Consider the following 23,418-nt stretch of genomic DNA (forward strand, 5'->3'; position numbering starts at 1 on the left):
GGGAACTCTACAGTGGCCGCTCCTCAACCCTTCAATCTACGACTCGCACTCGGTCTTGTGGGCATCCTGCTCGCATCGCTGATGTCCGGTGTGGGAGAGCGTGTCACGCAGACCGTCCTGACGGATGTGGTCGGACACTTCGGCTTCTCCCACGATGAGGGCAGCTGGCTGACCACCCTCTACAGCGCGGCGGAAGTCTCGATGATGCTGCTCGCCGGCTGGCTGGCCGTCACCTTCAGCCTGCGCCGCTTCGCGATCGGTGCCTGCCTGTCACTGGCCCTGTTCTCGCTGCTGGTGCCCCTGGCCGACAGCTTCCCGCTGATGGCGGGGCTGCGCGTGGCCCAGGGCCTGGCCTCCGGCAGCATCCTGCCGCTGTTGATGATGTCAGCGCTGCGCTTCCTGCCCTGGCACAGCAAGCTCTATGGCCTGTCGGCCTATGCGATGACGGCCACCTTCGGCCCTTATCTGTCGGCACCGCTGGCCGCTCTCTATGGTGACCTGGGCGACTGGAATCTGGTGTTCTGGGAAACCGCGCCGGTATGTATTCTCGCCGCCGCGCTGGTCTCCTGGGGCCTGCCGCAGGACCCGCTCAAGCTGGAACGCTGCAAGCAGTTCGACTGGCTCGGTGCCTTGCTGGGCGTCACCGCCCTGTGCGCGCTGGTCGCCGGCATGACCCAGGGTGAGCGACTCGACTGGGGCAACTCGCCGTTGATCGTCGCCCTGCTGACCACGGGCGGACTGGTCTTCGTGACCTTCCTGATCCATGAGTGGTTCCACCCGATGCCACTCTACAAGCTGCAGCTGCTGGCACGCCGTAACTTTGCCTTCGGCATCATCACCATATGTACCTTCATGTTCCTGACCCTGGCCGCCGGCACCATTCCCGCCGCCTTCCTGGGGGAAGTGCAAGGTTATCGCCCCATGCAGCTGTTCCCGGTCATGTTGACCATGGCCCTTCCACAGCTGCTGCTGGCACCGCTGGTGGCGACACTGATCAACCGCAAGAGCGTCGACAGCCGCTACGTGATGGCCACGGGCCTGGTGTTGATCCTGATCAGCTGCCTGCTGGGCTCGCAGCTCACCAGCGACTGGAATCGCGACAACTTCTATCTCATCGAGGTGCTCAACACCTTGGGCCAGCCGATGGTGGTGGTACCGCTGCTGATGAATGCCACCGGGGCGGTCAGCCCGCTGGAAGGGCCGTTCGCCACCGCGATGGTCAACTCGCTGCGCGCCCTGTTCACGGTGGTAGCCTCCACGGTCTACGGAAGCTTCCTCGTCACGCGTGAAGCCCTGCACACCACCCGCCTGGGCGAAGCACTCGGCCTGCAGGGCAATCAGCCCGCCGGACTCATCCAGGTCGACGCGGCAAGCGATATCACCACGCGCATCTCCGAGCAGGCCTCCGTGATGAGCTATGCGGATGCCTACCTCGCCATCATCCCCTTCGTGGTGGCGCTGCTGATACTGGTCATGGTGCTGCCGATCCGCGCCTGGCCGCCCCAACCGGCACCGGCAGCTCAATCACCAGACCGATCACCAGAGCCAGCACAGCTCTCGCAGACACGCCCCTCTCAGGCTCAGCCCTCTCAAGCACAACCCTCCGGGGCATAGACACAGACAAAGCCGGCGGCTGCCCGCCAGCCAGGATTCAGCCACTTCCCCTTCTTCGACGTAGACGACGAGATACGACACCGACATGAACAAGACACGTACCACCCTACTGTTGAGCGTTCTGGCGCTCCTGCTGGTCGCGACCTACGCGGGCCTCTACTGGAAGGGCCACGATGGCCGCGAAGCCACCAACAATGCCTATGTGCGCGCCGATAGCGTGATGGTGACCACACGCGTCGCGGGTCAGATCGACAAGGTGCTGGTGGAAGACAACGAAGTGGTCAAGGAAGGCCAGATTCTGGCCACGCTGGATGACCGCGATTACCAGGCCTCCCTGCACTCCGCCCAGGCCGATCTCGCCGCCCAGCAGGCAGCGGTCGGTGACCTGGATGCCAACATCGAGCGTCAGCACGCCGTCGTTCAGCAGTCCATCGCGGAAGTGAAGTCCACCCAGGCCTCGCTGCGTTATGCGCGCAATGATGCCAAGCGTTACCGCAGCCTGCGCATGACCAACGCCGCCTCCCAGCAGGACAAGGAAAAGGCCGATGAACAGCAGGGCATCTGGGAAGCCAATCTCGTGCAGGCCCAGGCGGCACAGCGCTCGGCAGAAAAGCAGATCGGCGTCCTTGAGGCCCAGCGCGTGGAAGTCCTGGCCGAGGTCGAACGCTCAAGTGCAGCGCTCGAGCAGGCGGAACTGAACACCGGCTATACCGTCATTCGTGCGCCGAAGGACGGCATCATCACCCAGCGCTCACTGCGTGTCGGTGCCTATGTGCAACCGGGTGATTCGCTGCTGGCCATCGTGCCGCACAAGGAAGCCTATGTCGTCGCCAACTATCTCGAGACCCAGATGGCCGAGATGGCGCCGGGGCAGCCGGTCGAGATGACGCTGGACAGCCTGCCGGGCAAGACCTTCACTGGCCATGTCGACAGCATCGCACCGGCCTCCAGCAGCGCCTTCTCGGCCGTGGCCAGCGAGAACGCCACCGGCAACTTCACCAAGATCACCCAGCGCATGCCGGTCAAGATCGTGTTCGACGCGAACCAGCCCGACTTCGACAAGGTACGCATCGGCATGTCCGTGATTGCCCATGTCACGACCCAGCCACAATCCTGATTCGACACGCGGCTCGGCAGTCATCACCTGCGCCATCGGGTCTGAACCGAAAAGCCCCTGTGCGTCACTGACGCACGGGGGCTTTCTTCGTTGACCGGCACGACCTCAATCAGCACGCTCGCGCATTGCCTACGACTGACACAGCTGCCAGGCGTCGTGGTCGATATCGAGCATGGCGGCGATGGCGGCCGAGGCGATGACATGCGTCTGGCCACTGGCCTCGTCATGCACATTGAGACCGCCCTGCACCACCGTCACCTCGGCGCGCCCACGGGGAAGCTCGCGCGCCACCGCGTCTGCATCCACGGCGTCCGGCTCCTGGACCGCGATGGTGACCTCGACACGCATCTGGTGGTGATCGATGCCGAGTGACTGGAACATCACGATGGAGGAATGATGCAGGGCGTCATGCACTGCACGGCAGGCGGCCTTGGTGTAGTCCATGCCGTAGAGGTCATTGCCGGTGCCCATCTCGAGAATGATGCGTTGCTCGCTCATGACTGACCTCCTGCCGACTGCCCGGGCGTGGAAGAAGTGGGCGCCGCACCGGCGGCCGCCATGTCGAATGACACGATGATGGCGACGTTGGCGATCACGCTGACCCCGCTGCCATCCGGCTTGGCGACGTCCAGCCCGCCCTTGAACACGCGCACACTGGGCTGACCGTAGGGAAAGATGCCCAGCAGGGCGTCACTGTCGACCTTGTCGGGCTGCTGCACGCCGATCTCGACCTCGATCAGCATCGCCTCCTTGGAGAAGCCGAAGGCGTCCGCCACATTGAGCGAGTTGTGCCACAGGGCGTCGCGGATGCCACGTGCCGCCGCCTCGGTGTAGTTCTGGCTGCGGATGGAGGTGCCCATGCCGAACTGGGTCACCATGCGTGTCTTGGCCACATTCCCCCCTGGTTTGCTGTCACGCAGAAAGCGCACCGCACTCGGCGCACATCAACGCGGATATTTGAAGAGTCCGATCACCCAGCCTACCCCGCCCAGCAGCAGGGCGCCCTGCCAATCGCCCTTGAACAGCGCGATCAGCGCCAGGACGATCGCCACCAGCTGCGCACTGCGCACCGGGCTGGGCGTCACTGGCGGCCTGGGGTCATCGGGCGCTGACATGTAGTCTCCCGTCGATGCCCGGATAGCGTCCTCGGGCAATGAAGGCGTTGCTCCATCGTTTCAGGAAAGTCTCAATCAGGGAATACGACTTCCGTGCGGTGGTCCCTGGGTAGCTGCCCCCAGAAGTGGCCACTGCCGCGCGACAGCGTCGGGTCGTTCATCAGCCAGGCAAAGGTGGCCATGGGGTCGAGGTCGGCAAAGGTCTCGGGGTGCAGCCAGCGCGCGATGGCCTCCAGCGCGACGATGGCATAGGGCCCCTGGTGGAAGCCATGCCACAGCGCCATCACCCGGCCCTGTTTGACGGCATCGAGTGACTGCCAGCCGGGCAGTGTCTGCACCATGCGCGCCAGATCCCCTTGGATATCCTCATCCGAGATGCCGATGCCGGCGCGCAGGCCATCGCCCTTGGCCCACTGACCACCGGTATTGAGAATCGCCTCGGGCGGGTGTGCCAGCACCCACTCCTTGCTGAGGGTGGCACCGCTGACCGGTGCCAGTTCAGCGGCCAGATTGCGCCCGCCGGCCCGCGTGACCAGGTCCGCCACGCCGTTGTGCAGATTGGTACGACAGCAATCCACCTTCACGCCCGGTGCGATATTGATCAACACACGCGGCCGTTCGGTTATCGTCGCCAGACGCTCGTCAATCAGCGCCAGATGCGCCGCGATAGTGTCATCCACCTCGCGGGCACGCGCCTCGACGCCGAGCACCTCACCCAGCAGGCGCACGCTGACCGGAGCATCCTGCAGCGGATGATGATTGAACTCGACATACAGCCAGGGAGTGCCAACCTCATCCAGCAGCGCCGCCAGCGGCGAGCCTTCGATACGCGAACGCTGGGAGAGATCGAACAGCACCAGGTCCGGCGTCAACGCCAGCAGGGCCTCGCCCTCGAGGCTCGGCGTCGAGGCGCGACTCAGCGCTGGCAGCGTGGCAAGTTGCGGCCAGCGCGCTTCAAGACGCTCGGTCATCGCCGGGTCAAACACCGCCAGGGGGTAGGCCCAGCCGACGATACGCTCAAGCGGCGCATCCAATAGCGTCAGCAGCGCATACAACTGGCGCGGCTGGGCCAGGAAGATGCGCTGCGGTGAGGACTCAAGCGTCACCTCGCGCCCGGCGAGATCCGTGACCTGACGCGGAAAGCTGGCCTGGGCCTGTTCAGTAGCGAAGGGCACCTTGGCGACCGGCTCGGCGGCATGGGCAAGGTTGCCCGGCGCGCTTGAGAAGGCGCCTGCAAAGACAGTGGCGAGTGCCAGCAGGCAGGCGCCTGCCAGTCTTGTGCTCACCGCCATCATCGTCTGACTCCGGCATCGCGCGTGATCTGACCGATATCGGTGTGGGCCGAGTCGGCGACGCGATCGGTGAGTACCACCGGATGGCCCAGCGAACAGCTCTCGATCCGTGCCTCGATGCCATAGGCCTCACGCACATGCTCGGCGGTGATCACCTCCCGCGGGGCCCCGGTGGCCAGCAGGCCGGAGGGCGCGAACAGGATGATCTGATCGCAGAAGCGCAGCGCCAGATTGATGTCATGCAGCGCGATCAGACAGATGGCCTGCTGCTCCTGCACCACACCGCGCACGCCTTCGACCAAGGCCAGCTGCCAGCGCAGGTCCAGCGCACTGGTCGGCTCATCCAGCAGCAGCAGTTGCGGCTGACGCACCAGCGCCTGGGCGAGGCCGACCATCTGACGCTGGCCACCGGAGAGCGTGTCCATGCGCCGGAAGGCCAGCGAATGCAGCGACAGGCGCGCGAAGACCTGCTCGACCAGCGAGTCGGTGGCCTCGCGGCTCAGTTCGGCACGCGCCGCGCGGCAGGCGCTGGCCACGGCTTCGTAGGCCACCAGGCTGGTGGGCTGCGGCAGCGTCTGCGGCAGGTAGCCGACATGACGCATGCGATTGGCGCCATGCAGTGACGACAGCGCAAGCTTCCCGAGGTGGATGTCGCCCTTGGCGAGTCGCATGCCGGCGATCGCCTTGAGGAAGGTCGACTTGCCCACAGCGTTCGGACCGAGCACACCGACCAGCGACCCCGCCGGCAGCGCCGGCAGATCGAGACCATCGAAGATCAGCCGGCGCTGGTAGCCGGTGGTCAGCTGCGAGATCTTCAGCGCCGCCTGCGAATCAAAGACGTGATGGTTCATGCCTGCCCCCTGCGTTGACCGAGCAGCAAGGCGAGGAAGCACGGAATGCCGATCAGGGACGTCACGATGCCCACCGGCAGCACCAGTCCGGGCACCAGTGATTCACTGGCCGTCGCGGCCAGTGACAGCACCAGCGCGCCGGCCAGGGCACTGCCGGGCAGATAGAAGCGATGGTCTTCCCCCAGCGCCAGACGCGCCATGTGCGGCCCGACCAGACCGATGAAGCCGATGGTGCCGACAAAGGCCACCGCCACTGCCGCCAGCAGGCTGACGCGCAGCAGCGCCGTACGCCGCAGCCGCGTGACCGGTACGCCGAAGCTGCGCGCATGGTCCTCCCCGGCACGCAGCGCCGTCATCGCCCAGGCACGCCGCATGGCGAATGGCAGGCAGACGGCCAATACGCTGGCGATGATCGCGACTCGCTCCCAAGAGGCTTCCGAGAGGCTGCCCATGGTCCAGAACACCAGCTGCTGCAGGGCATCGGGACTGGCCACGAACTGCACCAGCGCATTGACGGCATTGAGCACGAAGACCAGCGCGATGCCGAACAGCACGATGACCTCGCGACTGGCGCCATACAGCGAGGCCACGGCATCGATGGCCAGTATCGACAGCGCCGCGAACACGAAGGCCATCAGCGCGATGGTGTAGCTGGGCGGCAGCCCCGGCAAGGCGACATCCAGAATGATGACCAGCGAGGCTCCAAGCGTCGCCGCCGCGCCCACGCCCAGCGTAAAGGGGCTGGCCAGGGCGTTGTTGAGTACGGTCTGCATCTCGGCGCCCGCCAGGCCCAGGGCTGCACCGACCAGCGCCGCCATCACGGCGGTCGGCAGGCGAATCTGCCAGACGATGGCCTCATTGATGGGTCCGTGGGAGCCGGGGTGGAACAGCTCGCCGAGCAGATCGGACAGCGCGAGGTCCGCCGGGCCGGTCATGATGCCGCCGAAGATGGCCAGCAACAGGGCCAGGGCCAGCACGGTGAGAATCACCACGCGCTTCCAGGCGAACCGCCGGTACTGTTGGGCGAGCGTAGGCGACGACTCAGGCGCTGAGGCCTGAGCGTGCGCGGGGTGAGACATCGGACTTTTTTCAATCACCAGCAAGGTCTGCCACTAGGAGGAGGAAGTGAACTTCCATGCATCAGGGCCCACCGCAGCCGCCAGGCAGCTCGGTTATCAGCATGAATCATGCGCAGATGATAATGATTGACGCCTGCAGTCACAATGCGCACGGCCGCGACTGGCGATTTGCGCGCCCTAGCTCACGCCCATTCAACCCAGCCAGGCGGCGCCGCCAGTCCTTCATACACCAGTCCTTCATACACCAGAGCTTCCCACACCCGCCCTAGTCACGCCTGCCCTGCTCACGCACGCTTCGGCAAATACCTGACTCGGCAAATACCTGACTCAGCAAATGTCAGGCTCACAAAATGACAGACTCGGTGAACAGGCCGGCAAAAACTTGGTAGCGTCATGACGGGTTGCTATGTTCAAAGCTCACTCGCCCCTTCTCTTGCCCAGGAGTCTGACATGGCCCGCCTCACTGCAAAGGATTTTGCTCCCGAGTTGCTGGAGCTGTACGACGGATATGTGCATGGCAACATCACTCGCCGCCAGTTTCTGGATCGCGCGGCGGCCTTTGCCGTCGCGGGCATGACGGCCACCTCGATTCTGGCAAGCTTGAGCCCCGACTACGCGCTGGCTTCCCAGGTCGAGTTCACGGACCTCGACATCGTCGCCGAATACATCACCTACCCGTCCCCCGAGGGCCACGGCGAGGTGCGCGCCTATCTGGTGAAACCCGCCAAGGCCAGCGGCCCGCTGCCGGGTGTGGTGGTGGTGCATGAGAATCGTGGCCTCAACCCCTATATCGAGGACGTGGCGCGCCGCGTGGCCAAGGCCGGCTATATCGCGCTGGCCCCGGACGGACTGAGCTCGGTGGGCGGCTATCCGGGCAATGACCCCATGGGCAAGGAGCTGCAGGCACAGATCGACCCCGAAAAGCTGATGAATGACTTCTTCGCCGCCATCGATTACCTGATGAGCGAGGACCGCACCACCGGCAAGATCGGCATCACGGGCTTCTGCTACGGCGGGGGCGTCTCCAATGCCGCCGCCGTGGCCTATCCGGAGCTTGCCTGTGCCGTGCCCTTCTATGGCCGCCAACCGCGCGCCGAGGAAGTCGCCGCCATCCAGGCCCCGCTGTTGCTGCACTATGCGGAGCACGATGAGCGCGTCAATGCCGGCTGGCCCACCTATGAAGCCGCGCTTGAGGAGCACGACAAGGTCTATGAAGCCTACATCTACCCCGACACCCACCACGGCTTCCACAACGATTCGACGCCACGCTATGACGAACAGGCCGCCAGGCTCGCCTGGGACAGAACGCTTGAGTGGTTTGCCAAGTATCTGACCTGATCCGCTCGACGCAATCTGACTCCTCTCTGAACGACAAGGCCCGCACCCCATGCTTCATCCTTGGGGTGCGGGCCTTGTCATGAGCATGTCATGACACCATCGGGCCGTCTTTCAGCTGCACAGCATGCCGCTGGCGACGATCTCGCTGAGCGTGCCCTTGCCGATGCCGCTGATGCGGGTCAGCTGACCGCTGGAACTCCACGGGCGCTGCCGGATGATATCGGCGGCGCGTGCCGGCCCGATGTTGGGCAGCCGATCCAGCTGATCGGCGTTGGCGGTATTGAGGTCGATACAGGTCTGACTCGCCGAACTGGAGACGTTGGATACACGACTGGCCACCTCTGTGCCCGCCGCCTGCGGCTGGCCACCGTCCAGCGGCAGCAACGCCAGTGTCTCGCCGGTCACCGACAGATAGATCGGGGCGTGATCGGAGACATCGGCACGCGCCGCCTCATGACTGATACCCAGATAGTCCGGGAAGCGGAACACATCGCCGCTGGCGCTGGGCCATTCGCTCGGCACATACCAGATGTTGTCGTAGAGCGAGGCATAGCGGCCATCGGTCTTGGAGAGCGTCGTCGCGCCCTCGGTGATCAGCGGGCGCAGGCCGAGGGTGCGCAGGTCTCCCCAGGCAGGCTCGTCCGGTGCCATGTTGAAGTCACCCATGATGATCGCCGGGGTGCCGGGCGAGATTTCCTTCATCAGGTCGTAGATATCCGCCAGCGTACGGATTTCAGGCGCGCGATCCGCCTTGCTGTCGCCATAGACGATATGCACGTTGGCGGCGCTGAAGGCCCGCCCGCTGTCCTTCTCGATGAAGGTGGCCAGCAGTGGCTCACGCGAGAACACATCCTCGGGATCGAGATAGACGGTAGCCCCGCCCTGATAGGCGATCGTCTTGTCGCGATACAGATAGGCGTAGCGCTCGGTATAGGTGCTGCGCCCGACAGCATGGCTGACCAGGCTGTCCCACTCATCGCCGGTCAGGGCTTCAAGCTGCTGTTCGAGCTCGCTGACGACCTCCTCCTTCATCACCTCCTGCAGACCGATCAGATCCATATGGCTCGCCACCGCCGCGACCTGTTCGAGATGCTTACCGTTGTTCCAGCCGGCATGCTTGAGATTCCAGCTGGCGATCACCGCATCCGCCTGACTGCTGGCCGCAGCGCCCAGCAGTGCGGGCACTGCCAGCGCCAGCGCCACCCGTCTGACAATCCGCTCAAGCCGAGAGCCATCAGAGGGCTGCCGGCCGCGCGGGTGCTTGCTGTTGTTGCTCGTGCTGCTCGTGCTGCTGTTGCCAGCGATATCCAGGTGACTGCTGCCCGTATTGCTGACGCTACCGCGCTGACCTATCCGTATCACTGCGTGACCCTTGACTGATGACTCGTACACAAAAGACCCTAAGAGACGGTATCTTATGGACTTGTCGTCAAGGTTTATAGAACCACGATATTATTTATTATCCTTTGCGAGACTCTTGATAAATGACAGGGAGCTAGCGCGTCACGCCACCGTCAGCGCCGGACCTTGCCACTTGACCTTTCAGCGCCCGCTTTTACTCTCGAGCGCTGATGCTTCCTTTCTCCAGTCACGAGATCCCATGACCCCATCGTCATCCCTTTCTCCCGGCAGCCTGCTGAATCAGCTGCGCCAGACCACGCCGCTGGTGCACAACATCACCAATCATGTCGCGATGACACCGACCGCCAATACCCTGTTGGCCATCGGCGCCTCGCCGCTGATGGCGCATGCGCAGCAGGAAATCCAGGAGATCTCCGCCATCAGTGCGGCGCTGTCGATCAATATCGGCACCCTGTCACCCAGCTGGATCGAGGCCATGCAGCTGGCCGCGATGTGCGCCCACCGCGATGGCAAACCCTGGGTGCTGGACCCCGTCGGCATCGGCGCCTCCAGCCTGCGCCAGTATGCGTGCCGCGCGCTGCTGGAATATCGTCCCAGCGTGATTCGCGCCAATGCCTCCGAAGTGCTGGCGCTGGCCGGTGAGATGAATCAGGGCCGCGGCGTGGACAGCGGCGATGATGGTGAGGATGCGCAGGAGCGCGCCTGTCGGGCCGCCGTCGCGCTGGCGCGCGCGCAGAATTGCGTGGTGGCGATGACCGGCCGTGTCGATGTCGTCACCGATGGCCAGCGGCAACTCACGGTTCAAGGTGGCCATGCGCTGATGGGGCGCGTCACCGCCATGGGATGCGCGCTGAGCAGCGTGGTCGCCGCCTTCCTCGCCACCTCCCTCGACGGACATGACGACACCCTGCAGGCAAGCGCCGCCGCGCTGGCCTGTTACGCCGAGGCCGGTGAGACGGCGGGCCAGTCGGCGCAAGGCCCGGGCAGCTTCGTGCCACGCTTCATGGATGCCCTGTATACTCTCGACGCCGATTCCACCCTGCTAGCCTCTCGTCTGGAGCTGACCGATGTCACTTGATCTATCCCTTTACCTGGTCACCGACCCTGCGCTGTGCGCCGAGCGTGGCCTGGAAGCCACCGTGATGGCCGCCGTGCGCGGCGGCGTCAGTGTCGTGCAGCTGCGCGACAAGCACGCCAGCGACGAGGAGATGATCGCCCAGGCCATCCGCCTCAAGGCGCTGCTGGACGAGTACGAGGTGCCGCTGATCATCAATGACCGCATCGAGGTCGCGCTGGCCAGTGGCGCCGATGGCCTGCACATCGGTCAGGGCGATGGCGATCCGATCGAGGCGCGTCGCCGTCTCGGCGAGGACGCCTTGATCGGCCTGTCGGTCCAGACGCTTGAGCAGCTCAAGGTCGTCGACGTCGAACGCATCGACTACCTCGGCCTCGGCCCGGTGTATGCCACCCCGACCAAGCCGGATCATGCCGCACCGCTGGGCATCGAGGGGCTCACGCAGCTCGTGCGCTCAAGCCCGCTACCGACGGTCGCCATCGGCGGTATCTCGCTGGCCAATGCCGGTGAAGTCATGACCAGCGGCACCGACGGCCTCGCCGTCGTCTCGGCGCTGTGCAGTGCCGAAGACCCCGCCGCGGCCGCCCAGCAATTCCTGGCGCAGTATCCTTTCTGATCGGATCCCGCCCGTCAGATAGAGACGCCGACGCCCGCCATGGTCAGCCATGGCGGGCGTCGGCGTCTTTGCTACCTGAGGGCTTGAGCTGATTGAACTGCTTGAGCGGATCAGCTGGTCGCCAGGTCACTCTCGGCATTCGCCACCAGCGCGAACTCCTCCTCGGCGGTCTTCGCCACCAGTCGATGACGGCTGAAGATGGCATAGTAGGCGATGCCCACCACGAACAGCACCAGGGTGTAATTGAAGGCACGCGGATCGAAGGCATAGACCCCGGTCAGCGCGATCAGCGAGAGCACCAGCGCGATGGCGGACGTTACGATGCCGCCCGGCATGCGATTGAGACGCGCCAGATAGTCCTGCTCATTCGTGTCGTGATGCGTGTCGCAAGTCATGGTGCCGCCTTGTTGCCGTCAAGCATTGTCATTGTTGGATCGGGAGTTTCCCGCTGCTGCGCTGCCGTCCCGTCAGGACAGCAGGAAGTTCTGGATACCGCCTCCGCTCTCCAGCGAGTTGTCGCCACTTCTATCCTTGAGACCCACGCCGGTGAGGCCGAGCTTGCGTGCCTCACGCAGCAGGTAGTGCAGACGCTGGGCGGCCATGGCGAAGTCGAGCCCTGCCGGACGCACGTTGGAGATGCAGTTGCGGCTGGCATCGCTCAGGCCGACGCGCGGCTGCCAGGTCAGATAGAGGCCGAGGCTGTCCGGAGAGCTGAGGCCGGGACGCTCGCCGACCATCACCAGCACCGCCCTCGCCTTGAGCAGCTCACCGACTTCATCACCGATCGCGACCCGCCCCTGCTCCACCACGCTGATCGGTGCCAATGACCAGGCATCCGGCCCGTCTTCTGCCAGCGCCTCCAGCAGTGCCGCGATGAAGGGCCCAGCATTGTTCTGCACCGCCAGAGACGAGAGCCCATCGACGACCACGATGGCCAGATCGGCAGGCTCCGCTGCGAGGCCGGACAACTGCTGACGCGACGCCTCATAGAGACGCCGCCCGTAGTCGGGGCGTTGCAGATAGGTGGTGCGATCCACGGCGCGACTGTGCAGTCGCTGGATCTGCGGAGCATTCTCGAGCGCTGTGAGCTGATTGAGGTCCTCGATCAGCCGGGGAATCTCCAGCGGCAGGTGGACGGCGTCCTGGGCGCGGGCGTGCGCCAGCTGGAATTCCAACGAACGATTGGTTGGCAGGCTGATGCCGGCACGGCCAAGGCCGATGCGCGCATCCGTGAACTGGCCAAGCCGCTGCCAGGCATTGGGCGTGACGATGGCATCGGGTTCGAGGCTGCGTGAGAGTGCGTCAGCAGAGGGCTGGTCATGGCTCATGCGTCACCTCCGGATACCTGACGCAGGGAATCGGCAAAGCAGGACGGCATGTCAGTGGGCAGCTTCTGCTGGGCGACATCGGTGAAGATCTGCATCTCCTCGAGCCAGGCGGCGAATTCGGACGCCGGGCCCAGGCCCAGTACCCGCCGGGCATAGAGGGCATCGTGGAAGGAGGTGGTCTGATAGTTGAGCATGATGTCATCCGAGCCGGGGATGCCCATGATGAAGTTGCAGCCCGCCACCCCGAGCAGCGTCAGCAGAGTATCCATGTCGTTCTGATCGGCATCGGCATGATTGGTGTAGCAGATGTCGCAGCCCATCGGCAGGCCCAGCAGCTTGCCGCAGAAGTGGTCCTCGAGGCCGGCGCGGATGATCTCCTTGCCATTGAACAGATACTCGGGGCCGATGAAGCCGACCACGGTGTTCACCAGCAACGGTGAGTACTTGCGGGCCACCGCATAGGCGCGCGCCTCGCAGGTCTGCTGGTCCAGGCCGTGATGGGCATCGGCGGACAGCGCACTTCCCTGGCCGGTCTCGAAATACATCACGTTGTCGCCCACCGTGCCGCGCTTGAGTGACAGCGCGGCCTGTTGTGCCTCCGCCAGCACGGAGAGCTCGACGCCGAAGCTCTCGTTGGTGGCCTGGGTGCCGCCGATGGACTGGAAGACAAGATCCACCGGGGCGCCCTGCTCGATGCATTCAATGGTGTTGGTGACGTGGGTCAGCACGCAGGACTGGGTGGGAATCGAATACTTCTGGATCACCTCATCCATCAGACGCATCAGCTTGATGCTCTGGACCACGTTGTCGGTGGCCGGATTGATGCCGATCACGGCGTCGCCGTTGCCGTAGAGCAGCCCATCGAGAATGCTGGCCGCGATGCCGGTGACGTCATCGGTGGGATGGTTGGGCTGCAGGCGGGTCGAGAGATGGCCGCTCTTGCCGATGGTATTGCGAAAGGCCGTGACCACCTCGCACTTCCTGGCGACCAGAATCAGGTCCTGATTGCGCATCAACTTGCTGACCGCGGCAGCCATTTCGGGAGTGATGCCGGCACGCACCTGCGCCAGCATCGTCGGCGTCGCGAGATCACTCAACAGCCAGTTGCGGAAGTCACCGACGGTGAGATGCGCGATCGGCAGGAACGCCACCGGATCATGCTCATCGATGATCAGGCGGGTGATGTCGTCCTGTTCGTAGGGAATCAGCACGTCTTCGAGGAAGGTCTTGAGGGGCAACTCCGCCAGACACAGCTGAGCGACGACTCGCTCCTCGGCGGTTTCCGCGATCACGCCAGCAAGACGATCTCCGGAGCGGGCGGGCGTCGCCTTGGCCATCAGCTCGGCCAGATTGGCAAAACGATGGACCTGACTGCCCAGGGTGTAACGGTACTCGCGGCTCATGGAAAATTCCTTGCCCTGACGGATGTCATTTCATCTCAGTCGTTTTGCAGGAATCACGCCAATCTCCCTCCATGCCTCTTTGGTCCCGCATGCGCCTTGAAGCCGCATTGCATAGGGCTGCGCTAGCACCACTATGGTGCATGCCCGCGTTCACGCTCGGTGCAGTGAGTCGCGGGGGTCAGCCGCGTGCGCCCCCCAGCTTCGTGATGATCGCCTCGCGCTGCTTGAGCGAGGCCACCCCGGCCTCACCCAGCTTGCTGGCCACCTCGCTGAGCAGGCCTTCGGCGAGGAACATGAAGGCGCTCATGCTGTTGCTATAAAAAAGGCTGTGATTGGGCACATGGAAGCTGTAGCGCGCCAGCGGCTCCAGCGGAGAACTGGCCGAATCGGTCAGCGCAATCACCTCGACACCACGCTCCACCGCCACCTCGGCACAGGCCACCACGCTCGGGGTATAGGGGAAGCAACTGGCCACCACCAGCACATCACCCGCCGTCAGCTGAGCCAGCGCATCCGCCACGCCCTGGCGACTGGCGTCCAGCGGTGCCACGTCCGAGCGCAGCATCCCCAGCCCATAGGCCATGAACAGTGCCAGGGAATTGAACTGTCGCATGCCGTGCAGGCGCACGCGCGGCGCCTCGGCCAGCAAGGTGGTCGCGGCCTCGAAGACCGCGGCGTCCACCCTCTCCAGCATGCTGAGGATGTTGGCGCTCTCCTGACGCCCCAGCCGCGCAAGCTGGGCCATGGCGCTGCTATCGGCGTCTCGCGCCAGCAGCTGCGAGGCCTGCTGGCTGTAGAAATGCTCGCCATCCGTCACCGCCTGGCGAAAGACATCCTGAAACCGGCTGAAGCCCTCGTAGCCCAGCCGCTGGGCCAGACGCGAGAAGGTCGAGGCGTTCACGCCGGTCAGCTCCGCCAGCTGGCTGATGGAAGACACCGCCGTGCGTTGCGGGGACTCGATCAGCACCGCCAGCACGCGCCGGGAACTCGCGCCGAGGCGGATATCCACCTCACGACGATCGATCGCCGCCAGCAACTGCTTCAAGCCCTCCAAGGTCTCCGGTGGCGAGTCAGGGGATGTGGGCCCGGGGGCTCGGGCGGATAGGGGCATGGGATACCTCCTTGGCAAGGGACAGGAAAGTTGGCGGCAACGGTAGCATCTCTGGCCGGTCGAGTCCGAAGGCACAAGCGACCATATGCAATCATTTATTGCATAAACCAAAAATGCACTCCATATTTGCACTCATTGTTCGCACCCCTGCCGCCACGGAGCCCACATGAGTCACGTACTGCATCGCAACCTCAATCAGGAGTATCCCACCGCCGTGAAGGGCGATGGCCCCTACATCGTCGATCGCGAGGGACGCCGCTATCTGGATGCCAGCGGTGGTGCAGCCGTGTCATGTCTGGGGCACAGCGACGAGGCGGTGGCGCAGGCCATCAAGGATCAGGTCAGCCAACTGGCCTACGCGCATACCTCGTTTTTCACCAGTGACCCGATGGAGCAGCTGGCCGACTTTCTCATCGAACGCGCCCCCGCAGGGCTCGACTCGGTCTACTTCGTCTCCGGCGGCTCGGAAGCGGTCGAGGCGGCGCTCAAGCTGGCCCGTCAGTATTTCGTCGAGATCGGTCAGCCGCAGCGCAAGCATCTGATCGCGCGGCGCCAGAGCTATCACGGCAATACGCTGGGTGCGCTGGCCACCGGCGGCAACGCCTGGCGCCGTCAGCAATTCGAGCCGCTGCTGATCAACGTCAGCCACGTCAGCCCCTGCTACGCCTATCGGGACCAGCAGCCCGACGAGACGCCCGAGGCGATGGGCATTCGTCTCGCCGCGGAACTTGAGGAGGAAATCCTGCGTCTGGGCGCCGAGAACGTGATGGCCTTCGTGGCAGAACCCGTCGTGGGTGCCACCCTGGGCGCCGTCACGGCGGTGCCGGGCTACTTCAGACGCATCCGCGAGGTCTGTGACCGCTACGGCGTGCTGCTGATTCTCGACGAGGTGATGTGCGGCATGGGGCGCACCGGCAGTCTGTTCGCCGCCGAGCAGGAGGGTGTCACGGCGGACCTGATCACCATCGCCAAGGGCTTGGGCGCCGGCTACCAGCCAATCGGCGCGACCCTGGTCAGCCAGCGCATCCGTGATGCCATCGCCAATGGCTCCGGTTTCTTCCAGCACGGCCATACCTACATCGGCCATGCCACCGCCTGTGCCGCGGCCCTTGCCGTCCAGCGGACCATCGAAACCCGCGACCTGCTCACGGGTGTCAACGTCCTCGGCGAGGGGCTCAAGGCGCGCCTGAACGAGCGCTTCGCGCAGCATCCCCATGTCGGCGACATCCGCGGTCGTGGCCTCTTCCAGGGGCTGGAACTGGTGGCGGACCGCGACAGCAAGCGCCCCTTCGATCCGGCCCTCAAGCTGCACGCCCGGCTCAAGAAGGCCGCCATGGCCGAAGGCCTGATGTGCTATCCGATGGGCGGCACTCTCGATGGCCGCCGGGGCGATCACATCCTGCTGGCGCCGCCGTTCATTCTGCAGGAGTCGCACCTGGACGAGCTCACCGCCAAGCTGGGGCGTGCCATCGATACCACCCTGGCCAGCCTGTGACGGCTCAGCTGCCGACCCATTGCCTGCCCCACGATCTTTGAATGGATTTGAATGGAGTGACTTTCATGGCGATCACATCGCGTCTGACCGAACTGGATGACGCCAGCATGAGCGCGGCTCAGCGCGAGGTGCTGGCCGAGATTCTCAGCGGCCCGCGCGGCAATCTGGACGGCCCCTTCCTGGCCTGGATCCACAGTCCCGAGCTTGCCGATCATGCCCAGCGCCTCGGCGCCTTCTGTCGCTACGCCACCGGCCTCGAGCTGCGCCTCAGCGAACTGGCGATTCTCACCACGGCGGTGTGGTGGAAATCCCAGGCTGAATGGCAGATTCACGCGCCGATCGCCGAGCAGGCCGGCCTCGCGCCCGAGGTCATCACGGCGCTGCGCGAGGAGCGTGAACCCGCGTTTGAAAAAGACGATGAGCGGTTGGTCTATCGCATCACCCGCGCCCTCTACGCCGAGCGGCGTGTCGATGATGGACTTTACGGCGAGGCCGTCGCGATGTTCGGCGAAACCGTGGTGGTGGAGCTGGTCGGGGTGCTGGGATATTACGCCCTGGTGGCCATGACGCTGAATGTCTTCGCCGTCCGGCGCGATGATGACATCCCGCTACCCTTCGAGGAGCCAAGCCGAACTTGAAGCGCGTGTCTTGAAGGGCCTGGATTGCGGCGCGAATACCCCGATAACGGCGCCTCGATATCGACGCCAGGATGACAACACCTCGATCACAACAAGATGACCACTCGATGAGTGGTGACGAGCACACGGAAGTGGCGGTGATCGGCCCGCTGCCCAATGAGTTACGCGTGATCCATGCCCTTGGCCATCAGCATATCGGGGTGACATTGACAGGCGTGACTGGACAATAGCTCAGTGCTGGCACCTGAAGACTGGATCAGCGGTCAGCAATCGGGTGCGACGACTCAGCGTCCTGCTTGCTCGTCCGGCTGGCAGTGATTGCCTCAGTCGAGACGCGATGGATGATGCCGCAATCTTCACAGTGATAGAGCGGCGCCTTGCCGGCCAGTCGCTGCCACCATTGGCGTTTTACGCGATGTACGCTGGCGCCCCCGCATTGGGTGCAGAAACGATATCCACTCATGACGACATTCCGCTCTCTGTTGAGGGTATTCACGGGCATCCTTCCCTTTGATAACGATCGATCGCGTTCCAGCGAGACGGCCTGTTCAGCGACACGCGGTGTGTCATTGCCAGAAGAAGCACTGTCCCGACCGATTGCGCTCCCCAGGCAGGCGCCTGTCACTCTCACTCGCGGGGCCATTGTGCGCGTTAAATCCAGCAGCAGTTCCTGATATTTGCCCAACCGTCGAGAACGATTTTCTTCATCTTTCTGACCAAAATCCAACAATATCAATATGTTATCAACCCTCCTCACGAAGTAGCGAGTACTGACTTACGCAACTTGATATCCAGTGTGTGCTGCAGACAGCCCTGCATCTGCTGCTCGAGAGACTCGACATTGGCCGCTTCGCACAGCCAGCCAGTGACGCAGGGATTGACCGAGCTGCGGTGAAACTTGCCCAGTTCCTGGTTGCTGAACGGCTTGCGCGTCAGGGAGCCTCCGCGGATGGCCTGGCCACTGAGGACGAACAGGTGAGCGACCTCACCCTGAGCAGTGATCTCTCAAGGGATGACCGCTCGTGAGAAAGGGAGTGACAGAAAACAGCAGCAAATGGTGACACTTCCTGCCCCGCCGTTGACCACAGACCAATAATCCCCCAGCCCAAACAAGCTGCGCTGTCGCCAAACGCCGAAATCATGAGCATTTATGCGCCAATCCTCCGGTAACTCATGCCAGGTACTGACAATCAGGACTATTGAAATGCGCCCCGCCAATTGAGCCAATGCAATCAAAGCCATCATGCCCGCGGCCTTGTGTGACGCACATCAAGGTGAGTACTTTGCGCGAGTGTCATATTGCCGGGGCGCAATGCAGGCTATGATGGCAGGCGGTGCGCATGACGGAGCCAGCGCCGCCCTGCCCTTTCTGTTCTATCCCCCTTGCCCACGGAGACTTCATGGAGCCTTGGCAACTTGTCGCCATCATGATGAGCCTGGCACTCGCCAGCTATATCCAGACCCTGACCGGTTTCGCCTTCGGATTGATCGTGATGGGCCTGCTGGCGACCCTCAATGTACTGCCAATAGAGAGTGCTGCTCTGCTGTGCGCTCTGCTCAGCCTGTTCAACAACACCATGGCACTACGCGGCCATTGGCGTGAGATCGACCTCACTCTGGCTCGGCGTCTGTTGATGACCAGCCTGCCGCTGCTGCCGGTCGGTTACTTTCTCGCCAGCTGGCTGGGTGAGGCACATACGCCCTTGCTGGGCATGCTGCTGGGCATCGTCATCCTGATCGCCTGCGTGGCACTGCTGGTCCAGCCCACGCCGCGCAGCACGCTATCCCCGCGCTGGCACTTTCACCTCGCCGGGGGGCTGTCCGGTCTGATGGGTGGACTGTTTGCGGCAAACGGCCCCCCGCTGGTCGTGATGCTCTATCGCCAACCGATGACCCTGATCGCGATCCGCTGCACCCTGTTCGGCGTATTTCTGCTCGGGGGACTGGTACGTATGGGGCTGTCCATCGCATCTCCCGGACGCGCTGGAGAACATCTCCAGGATCTGCTGATGATCGGAGCAGCCGGCATCTTCGTCGTGATCGGCTTTACTGAACTCGCTCGCCGCTATCCTCCGCCCCTGAGCGATACCCACCTGCGTCAGATGGCATACGCCATCCTGCTGATCGCCAGTGGCAACCTGATCCTCAAGGGCTTGATCTGATTCGCTAGCCGCCGCGCTGCCTGATTCCCCGCAAGAACGCCAAGACACGACAAAGCCAGTCAAACAAGAAAGGGACTGCCCATGGGCAGTCCCTTTCGTTTGCTTCATGGCCTCAAGCGCAGTCGATCACTCCACCGTGACACTCTTGGCCAGGTTGCGCGGCTGATCGACATCGGTGCCCTTGAGCACGGCGACGTAATAGGAGAGCAATTGCAGCGGCACCGCGTAGACGATCGGCGCGAGGAAGCGGCACACGCCCGGCACGGTGACGACGTGAACGCCTTCACCGGCCTTGAGGCTGACTTCCGGGTCCGCGAATACGAACAGCTGGCCTCCGCGGGCGCGAACTTCCTGCAGGTTGGACTTCAGCTTCTCCATCAGGTCATCCATCGGCGCGACCGCCACCACCGGCATGTCTTCGTCGATCAACGCCAGCGGACCGTGCTTGAGCTCACCGGCCGCGTAGGCTTCGGCGTGGATGTAGGAGATTTCCTTGAGCTTGAGTGCCCCTTCCATGGCGATGGGATACTGGCTGCCACGCCCGAGGAACAGGGTGTGGTGACGATGCATGAACTTCTCGGCCAGCTGCGCGATCTCCCCATCCAGCGCCAGGGATTGCTCGATCACGTGCGGCAGGTCCTTGAGGCGCATCAGCAGCTGACGGCTCAGCAGGTCATCCGTCTGACCATCGCCCTTGGCCTGACGCAGCGCCAGGGTGGTCAACATCAGCGCGACCAGCTGGGTGGTGAAGGCCTTGGTGGAGGCGACCCCGATTTCCGGCCCGGCGTGAGTCAGCAATGACAGGTCGGATTCACGCACCAGCGAGCTGCCCGTCACGTTACAGATGGCAAGGCTCGCCAGATAATGACCGGCCTGCGGGCCTTCACGGTTGAGCTTCTGGATGTCGCGCAGCGCCGCCAGCGTATCGGCGGTCTCGCCGGACTGGGACAGAGTCAGGAACAGCGTGCCCGGCGCCGCGACGCGCTCGCGATAACGGAATTCCGAGGCCACCTCGACCTGCGCCGGAATGCCCGCAACCTCTTCCAGCCAGTAACGCGCCACCATGCCGGCGTGATAGCTGGTACCACAGGCGATGATCTGTACCTGGCGCACATCGGCGAACAGCTGTGTCAGGCGCGCCACATCCACGCCCTGCTTGCCGCCCTCGGCGCCGCTTTCGTTGCCAGCGCTGGCGGCGAGGAAGGAATGACGCGAGACATCGAAGGCCTCCAGACGCACGCCCTGCGGGTCCAGTCGCTCGGCCAGCGTGCGCGACAGTACACGCGGCTGCTCCATGATCTCCTTCATCATGAAGTGGCGATATTCGCCCTTGCCGGCAGCTTCGACGCTGTGCTCGTACCGCACCACTTCACGCGTGACCGGTGTCAGCTCATCGCGGTCGCCGGTACGTTCCAGCACCTGGATACCCGCCGGCGTGATGGCGACCATGTCGCCTTCATCGAGATAGATGAAGCGATCGGTCACCGGCAGTAGCGCCAGCGGATCGGAGGCGATGAAGTGCTCATCGATCCCCACGCCGACCACCAGCGGGCTGCCCTGACGGGCACCGACCAGCAGTTCGGGGTTGCGCTGCTCCATCACCGCCAGCGCGAAGGCGCCATCGAGACGCGCGGTGACCGCATTGACGGCTTCCGGCAGTGCCAGACCGCTGCACAGTTCGCGATCGACCAGGTGCGCGACCACCTCGGTGTCGGTCTCGGAAGTGAAGACATAACCGGCGCCTTCCAGCTCGCCGCGCAGCGCTTCGTGGTTCTCGATGATGCCGTTATGCACGACAGCGACCCGCTCACTGGAGAGATGCGGGTGCGCATTGTGCTGGGCAGGACGCCCGTGGGTCGCCCAGCGGGTGTGCGCCACGCCGATGGCGCCGGACAGCGGCGCCTCACGCAGCTCGTCTTCCAACGCACGCACCTTGCCCACGGCACGCGCACGACGCAGTTCACCGGCAGGGTCGATGACCGCCACGCCGGCGGAGTCATACCCGCGGTATTCGAGGCGATGCAGCCCCTCGATCAGAATCTTGCTGATATCACGCTGAGCCAGACCGGCAACGATGCCACACATGAGAAATTCCTCTACTGCGTGCCACCCTCATGGAGAGCGTGGCACGACTGAATGGATGTCTTTCAGGGACTGCGTACGCAGATCAGGTACGCGTGCTGAATCTTTCAGCGACGTTCAATGCCTGCTTGAGCCTTGATGCTTGAGCACTGACGTTTGAGCAATGACGCCCGGGCTGTGATGCCAAGTGGCATGCTCAAGCCTGATTCAGCAGCAGGGTGTCACCGCGACCGACCGCGTAGTACATCAGGCCAGCGGCCTTCATGGCGGCGGGCTCGAACAGGTTGCGGCCATCGACCACCACCGGGAAGCCGAGCTGAGACTTCAGCCACTCGCCATCCAGGGTGCGGAATTCCTTCCACTCGGTGCAGATCACCAGCGCATCGGCACCCTTGACTGCCTGCTGACGGTCCGCGACCAGCACCAGCTCATCGCGCTCGCCGTAGATGCGGCGGCATTCCTTCATGGCTTCCGGGTCATAGGCCTGCACGGTCGCGCCAGCCGCCCACAGCGCTTCCATCAGCGTGCGGCTCGGCGCGTCGCGCATGTCATCGGTGTTGGGCTTGAAGGCCAGACCCCAGACGGCGATGGTCTTGCCCTTGAGGTCGCCATCGAAGGCCCGCGACAGCTTGTCGAACAGCGTGACCTTCTGGCGCTTGTTGACGGATTCCACAGCGGTCAGCAGCTCGGCGTCATAACCGACCTGACTGGCAGTACGCGCCAGTGCCTGGACGTCCTTCGGGAAGCAGGAACCGCCATAACCACAACCGGGATAGATGAAGTGGTAGCCGATACGCGGGTCACTGCCGATGCCGCGACGCACTTCCTCGATGTCCGCGCCCAGGCGCTCGGCCAGGTTGGAGATCTCGTTCATGAAGCTGATCTTGGTCGCCAGCATGGCGTTGGCGGCGTACTTGGTCAGCTCGGCGGCGCGCACATCCATGAACATCAGCTTTTCATGGTTGCGGTTGTAGGGGGCGTAGCATTCGCGCATGCGCTCACGCACCGCTTCGGAATCGGTGCCGACCACGATGCGCGCGCCACGCGTGAAGTCGTCCAGCGCCGCGCCTTCCTTGAGGAATTCCGGGTTGGAGCACACATCGAAATCGACGCTTGCACCACGGTCCTTGAGCACGTCCTTGACCCGCGCCTTGACGCGGTCCGCCGTGCCCACCGGCACGGTGGACTTGTCGATGATGACCTTGTAGTCATTCATGTGCTCGCCGATGGTGGTGGCGACGGACAGCACGTACTTGAGGTCGGCGCTGCCGTCTTCATCCGGCGGCGTGCCCACGGCGATGAACTGCAGCACGCCATGCTCGACGGCTTCACGCGCGTCGGTGGTGAAGCTCAGGCGACCGGCTTCCACGTTGCGCAACAACATGCCTTCCAGGCCCGGTTCATAGATGGGAATCTCGCCCTGCTTGAGACCCTCGATCTTGGCGGCGTCCACATCCATGCACACTACATCGTGGCCGACGTCGGCCAGGCAGGTACCCGTGACCAGACCGACATAACCGCTTCCAAAAATCGTGATCTTCATTGATGTCATCCTTGTCTGCCATATGGCTCTAGCGTGTATTGAGAGCGACCCGAGGGGTCATGTCATGACGTTCAGGCTGAATGGCGCGCGAGGCTCCCCAACCCGTCGGCGTCAACGCCAACGGGGCTGTCCACGGGTATGTCAGCGAGTGGGCAAGGACTGTCTCAAGAGTGGAAGGCCGAGACAGCCGGGAAAAT

The 23,418-nt window shown here is 63.8% G+C and carries 21 protein-coding genes and 1 pseudogene; 8 read left to right on the forward strand and 14 right to left on the reverse strand.

The window, feature by feature from the left end:
• The first annotated feature begins 12 nt into the window (after positions 1–12).
• Positions 13–1,614, forward strand: coding sequence for an MFS transporter (locus AC5WNJ_RS10590; protein WP_495929627.1), 1,602 nt, complete (start codon positions 13–15; stop codon positions 1,612–1,614).
• An 85-nt stretch (positions 1,615–1,699) separates the two neighbouring features.
• Positions 1,700–2,731, forward strand: coding sequence for an HlyD family secretion protein (locus AC5WNJ_RS10595; RefSeq protein ID WP_495929628.1), 1,032 nt, complete (start codon positions 1,700–1,702; stop codon positions 2,729–2,731).
• 129 nt (positions 2,732–2,860) lie between these two features.
• Here the strand turns inward: AC5WNJ_RS10595 and AC5WNJ_RS10600 are convergent, their stop codons facing one another.
• The 6 genes from AC5WNJ_RS10600 to AC5WNJ_RS10625 form a co-directional block, all read right to left on the reverse strand.
• A complete protein-coding gene (locus tag AC5WNJ_RS10600; protein ID WP_176677416.1) occupies positions 2,861–3,229 on the reverse strand; it encodes a Lin0512 family protein in 369 nt (122 codons plus the stop codon).
• The gene (locus tag AC5WNJ_RS10605; RefSeq protein ID WP_495929629.1) at positions 3,226–3,624 is read right to left on the reverse strand and encodes a Lin0512 family protein; all 399 of its coding nucleotides are present in this window, start codon (positions 3,622–3,624) and stop codon (positions 3,226–3,228) included. The genes AC5WNJ_RS10600 and AC5WNJ_RS10605 overlap by 4 nt, the downstream gene beginning before the upstream one ends.
• A gap of 51 nt (positions 3,625–3,675) precedes the next feature.
• Positions 3,676–3,846 carry a hypothetical protein gene (locus AC5WNJ_RS10610; protein WP_176677418.1) on the reverse strand — a complete coding sequence of 57 codons (171 nt, stop codon included), beginning with the start codon at positions 3,844–3,846 and terminating at the stop codon, positions 3,676–3,678.
• Positions 3,847–3,917: 71 nt separating this feature from the next.
• Positions 3,918–5,141 (reverse strand): ABC transporter substrate-binding protein, encoded by a 1,224-nt coding sequence (locus AC5WNJ_RS10615; RefSeq protein WP_495929630.1) that lies wholly within the window; start codon positions 5,139–5,141, stop codon positions 3,918–3,920.
• Positions 5,138–5,989 (reverse strand): ABC transporter ATP-binding protein, encoded by an 852-nt coding sequence (locus AC5WNJ_RS10620; RefSeq protein ID WP_495929631.1) that lies wholly within the window; start codon positions 5,987–5,989, stop codon positions 5,138–5,140. The genes AC5WNJ_RS10615 and AC5WNJ_RS10620 overlap by 4 nt, the downstream gene beginning before the upstream one ends.
• Positions 5,986–6,981 (reverse strand): FecCD family ABC transporter permease, encoded by a 996-nt coding sequence (locus AC5WNJ_RS10625; RefSeq protein WP_495929632.1) that lies wholly within the window; start codon positions 6,979–6,981, stop codon positions 5,986–5,988. The genes AC5WNJ_RS10620 and AC5WNJ_RS10625 overlap by 4 nt, the downstream gene beginning before the upstream one ends.
• A 537-nt stretch (positions 6,982–7,518) precedes the next feature.
• Between AC5WNJ_RS10625 and yghX the strand changes: the two genes are divergently transcribed.
• Positions 7,519–8,406 (forward strand): YghX family hydrolase, encoded by an 888-nt coding sequence (gene yghX, locus AC5WNJ_RS10630; RefSeq protein ID WP_495929633.1) that lies wholly within the window; start codon positions 7,519–7,521, stop codon positions 8,404–8,406.
• A 111-nt stretch (positions 8,407–8,517) separates the two neighbouring features.
• Here the strand turns inward: yghX and AC5WNJ_RS10635 are convergent, their stop codons facing one another.
• A complete protein-coding gene (locus AC5WNJ_RS10635; protein WP_495929634.1) occupies positions 8,518–9,591 on the reverse strand; it encodes an endonuclease/exonuclease/phosphatase family protein in 1,074 nt (357 codons plus the stop codon).
• Positions 9,592–10,006: 415 nt separating this feature from the next.
• Between AC5WNJ_RS10635 and thiM the strand changes: the two genes are divergently transcribed.
• Both thiM and thiE read left to right on the forward strand, forming a co-directional pair.
• Positions 10,007–10,846, forward strand: coding sequence for a hydroxyethylthiazole kinase (gene thiM / locus AC5WNJ_RS10640; protein ID WP_495929635.1), 840 nt, complete (start codon positions 10,007–10,009; stop codon positions 10,844–10,846).
• Positions 10,836–11,459 carry a thiamine phosphate synthase gene (gene thiE / locus AC5WNJ_RS10645; RefSeq protein ID WP_495929636.1) on the forward strand — a complete coding sequence of 208 codons (624 nt, stop codon included), beginning with the start codon at positions 10,836–10,838 and terminating at the stop codon, positions 11,457–11,459. Before thiM ends, thiE begins: the two co-directional genes overlap by 11 nt.
• A 110-nt stretch (positions 11,460–11,569) precedes the next feature.
• Here thiE and AC5WNJ_RS10650 read toward each other — a convergent pair.
• The 4 genes and pseudogenes from AC5WNJ_RS10650 to AC5WNJ_RS10665 all read right to left on the reverse strand — a co-directional run.
• Positions 11,570–11,824, reverse strand: a pseudogene (locus AC5WNJ_RS10650) (ethanolamine permease); the annotation flags it as partial.
• Positions 11,825–11,926: 102 nt separating this feature from the next.
• On the reverse strand, positions 11,927–12,787 hold the full coding sequence (gene eutC / locus AC5WNJ_RS10655; RefSeq protein WP_495929637.1) for an ethanolamine ammonia-lyase subunit EutC: 861 nt from the start codon (positions 12,785–12,787) through the stop codon (positions 11,927–11,929).
• Entirely contained in the window at positions 12,784–14,190 is a 1,407-nt protein-coding gene (locus tag AC5WNJ_RS10660; protein WP_495929638.1) for an ethanolamine ammonia-lyase subunit EutB, read from the reverse strand. The genes eutC and AC5WNJ_RS10660 overlap by 4 nt, the downstream gene beginning before the upstream one ends.
• A gap of 178 nt (positions 14,191–14,368) precedes the next feature.
• The gene (locus AC5WNJ_RS10665) at positions 14,369–15,301 is read right to left on the reverse strand and encodes a MurR/RpiR family transcriptional regulator (RefSeq protein ID WP_495929639.1); all 933 of its coding nucleotides are present in this window, start codon (positions 15,299–15,301) and stop codon (positions 14,369–14,371) included.
• A 166-nt stretch (positions 15,302–15,467) separates the two neighbouring features.
• On the opposite strand from AC5WNJ_RS10665, the gene AC5WNJ_RS10670 reads away from it, so the two are divergent.
• Both AC5WNJ_RS10670 and AC5WNJ_RS10675 read left to right on the forward strand, forming a co-directional pair.
• Positions 15,468–16,796, forward strand: coding sequence for an aspartate aminotransferase family protein (locus AC5WNJ_RS10670; protein WP_253060889.1), 1,329 nt, complete (start codon positions 15,468–15,470; stop codon positions 16,794–16,796).
• A gap of 65 nt (positions 16,797–16,861) precedes the next feature.
• On the forward strand, positions 16,862–17,434 hold the full coding sequence (locus AC5WNJ_RS10675) for a carboxymuconolactone decarboxylase family protein (RefSeq protein ID WP_253060890.1): 573 nt from the start codon (positions 16,862–16,864) through the stop codon (positions 17,432–17,434).
• A 256-nt stretch (positions 17,435–17,690) separates the two neighbouring features.
• Here the strand turns inward: AC5WNJ_RS10675 and AC5WNJ_RS10680 are convergent, their stop codons facing one another.
• Complete coding sequence (locus tag AC5WNJ_RS10680; protein WP_495929640.1) at positions 17,691–17,897, reverse strand: hypothetical protein; 207 nt, start codon at positions 17,895–17,897, stop codon at positions 17,691–17,693.
• 937 nt (positions 17,898–18,834) lie between these two features.
• Here AC5WNJ_RS10680 and AC5WNJ_RS10685 point away from each other — a divergent pair.
• Entirely contained in the window at positions 18,835–19,596 is a 762-nt protein-coding gene (locus tag AC5WNJ_RS10685) for a TSUP family transporter (protein WP_176677432.1), read from the forward strand.
• 126 nt (positions 19,597–19,722) lie between these two features.
• On the opposite strand, the gene glmS is transcribed toward AC5WNJ_RS10685, so the two are convergent.
• Together glmS and AC5WNJ_RS10695 are read right to left on the reverse strand one after the other, a co-directional pair.
• Complete coding sequence (gene glmS / locus AC5WNJ_RS10690; protein ID WP_495929641.1) at positions 19,723–21,681, reverse strand: glutamine--fructose-6-phosphate transaminase (isomerizing); 1,959 nt, start codon at positions 21,679–21,681, stop codon at positions 19,723–19,725.
• A 193-nt stretch (positions 21,682–21,874) separates the two neighbouring features.
• Complete coding sequence (locus tag AC5WNJ_RS10695; protein ID WP_495929642.1) at positions 21,875–23,221, reverse strand: UDP-glucose dehydrogenase family protein; 1,347 nt, start codon at positions 23,219–23,221, stop codon at positions 21,875–21,877.
• Positions 23,222–23,418: the final 197 nt, after the last annotated feature.

This window comes from Cobetia sp. PDI-23MA, from assembly GCF_059507735.1.

Excerpts from the sequence above, each read along its gene's own strand:
- AC5WNJ_RS10670 (WP_253060889.1), top strand. The coding sequence starts at position 15,468 with ATGAGTCACGTACTGCATCGCAACCTCAATCAGGAGTATCCCACCGCC.
- AC5WNJ_RS10600 (WP_176677416.1), bottom strand. The coding sequence starts at position 3,229 with ATGAGCGAGCAACGCATCATTCTCGAGATGGGCACCGGCAATGACCTC.
- AC5WNJ_RS10610 (WP_176677418.1), bottom strand. The coding sequence starts at position 3,846 with ATGTCAGCGCCCGATGACCCCAGGCCGCCAGTGACGCCCAGCCCGGTG.
- AC5WNJ_RS10620 (WP_495929631.1), bottom strand. The coding sequence starts at position 5,989 with ATGAACCATCACGTCTTTGATTCGCAGGCGGCGCTGAAGATCTCGCAG.
- thiM (WP_495929635.1), top strand. The coding sequence starts at position 10,007 with ATGACCCCATCGTCATCCCTTTCTCCCGGCAGCCTGCTGAATCAGCTG.
- yghX (WP_495929633.1), top strand. The coding sequence starts at position 7,519 with ATGGCCCGCCTCACTGCAAAGGATTTTGCTCCCGAGTTGCTGGAGCTG.
- AC5WNJ_RS10685 (WP_176677432.1), top strand. The coding sequence starts at position 18,835 with ATGGAGCCTTGGCAACTTGTCGCCATCATGATGAGCCTGGCACTCGCC.
- thiE (WP_495929636.1), top strand. The coding sequence starts at position 10,836 with ATGTCACTTGATCTATCCCTTTACCTGGTCACCGACCCTGCGCTGTGC.
- AC5WNJ_RS10660 (WP_495929638.1), bottom strand. The coding sequence starts at position 14,190 with ATGAGCCGCGAGTACCGTTACACCCTGGGCAGTCAGGTCCATCGTTTT.
- AC5WNJ_RS10680 (WP_495929640.1), bottom strand. The coding sequence starts at position 17,897 with ATGAGTGGATATCGTTTCTGCACCCAATGCGGGGGCGCCAGCGTACAT.
- AC5WNJ_RS10615 (WP_495929630.1), bottom strand. The coding sequence starts at position 5,141 with ATGATGGCGGTGAGCACAAGACTGGCAGGCGCCTGCCTGCTGGCACTC.
- AC5WNJ_RS10695 (WP_495929642.1), bottom strand. The coding sequence starts at position 23,221 with ATGAAGATCACGATTTTTGGAAGCGGTTATGTCGGTCTGGTCACGGGT.
- AC5WNJ_RS10595 (WP_495929628.1), top strand. The coding sequence starts at position 1,700 with ATGAACAAGACACGTACCACCCTACTGTTGAGCGTTCTGGCGCTCCTG.
- glmS (WP_495929641.1), bottom strand. The coding sequence starts at position 21,681 with ATGTGTGGCATCGTTGCCGGTCTGGCTCAGCGTGATATCAGCAAGATT.
- AC5WNJ_RS10675 (WP_253060890.1), top strand. The coding sequence starts at position 16,862 with ATGGCGATCACATCGCGTCTGACCGAACTGGATGACGCCAGCATGAGC.
- eutC (WP_495929637.1), bottom strand. The coding sequence starts at position 12,787 with ATGAGCCATGACCAGCCCTCTGCTGACGCACTCTCACGCAGCCTCGAA.
- AC5WNJ_RS10665 (WP_495929639.1), bottom strand. The coding sequence starts at position 15,301 with ATGCCCCTATCCGCCCGAGCCCCCGGGCCCACATCCCCTGACTCGCCA.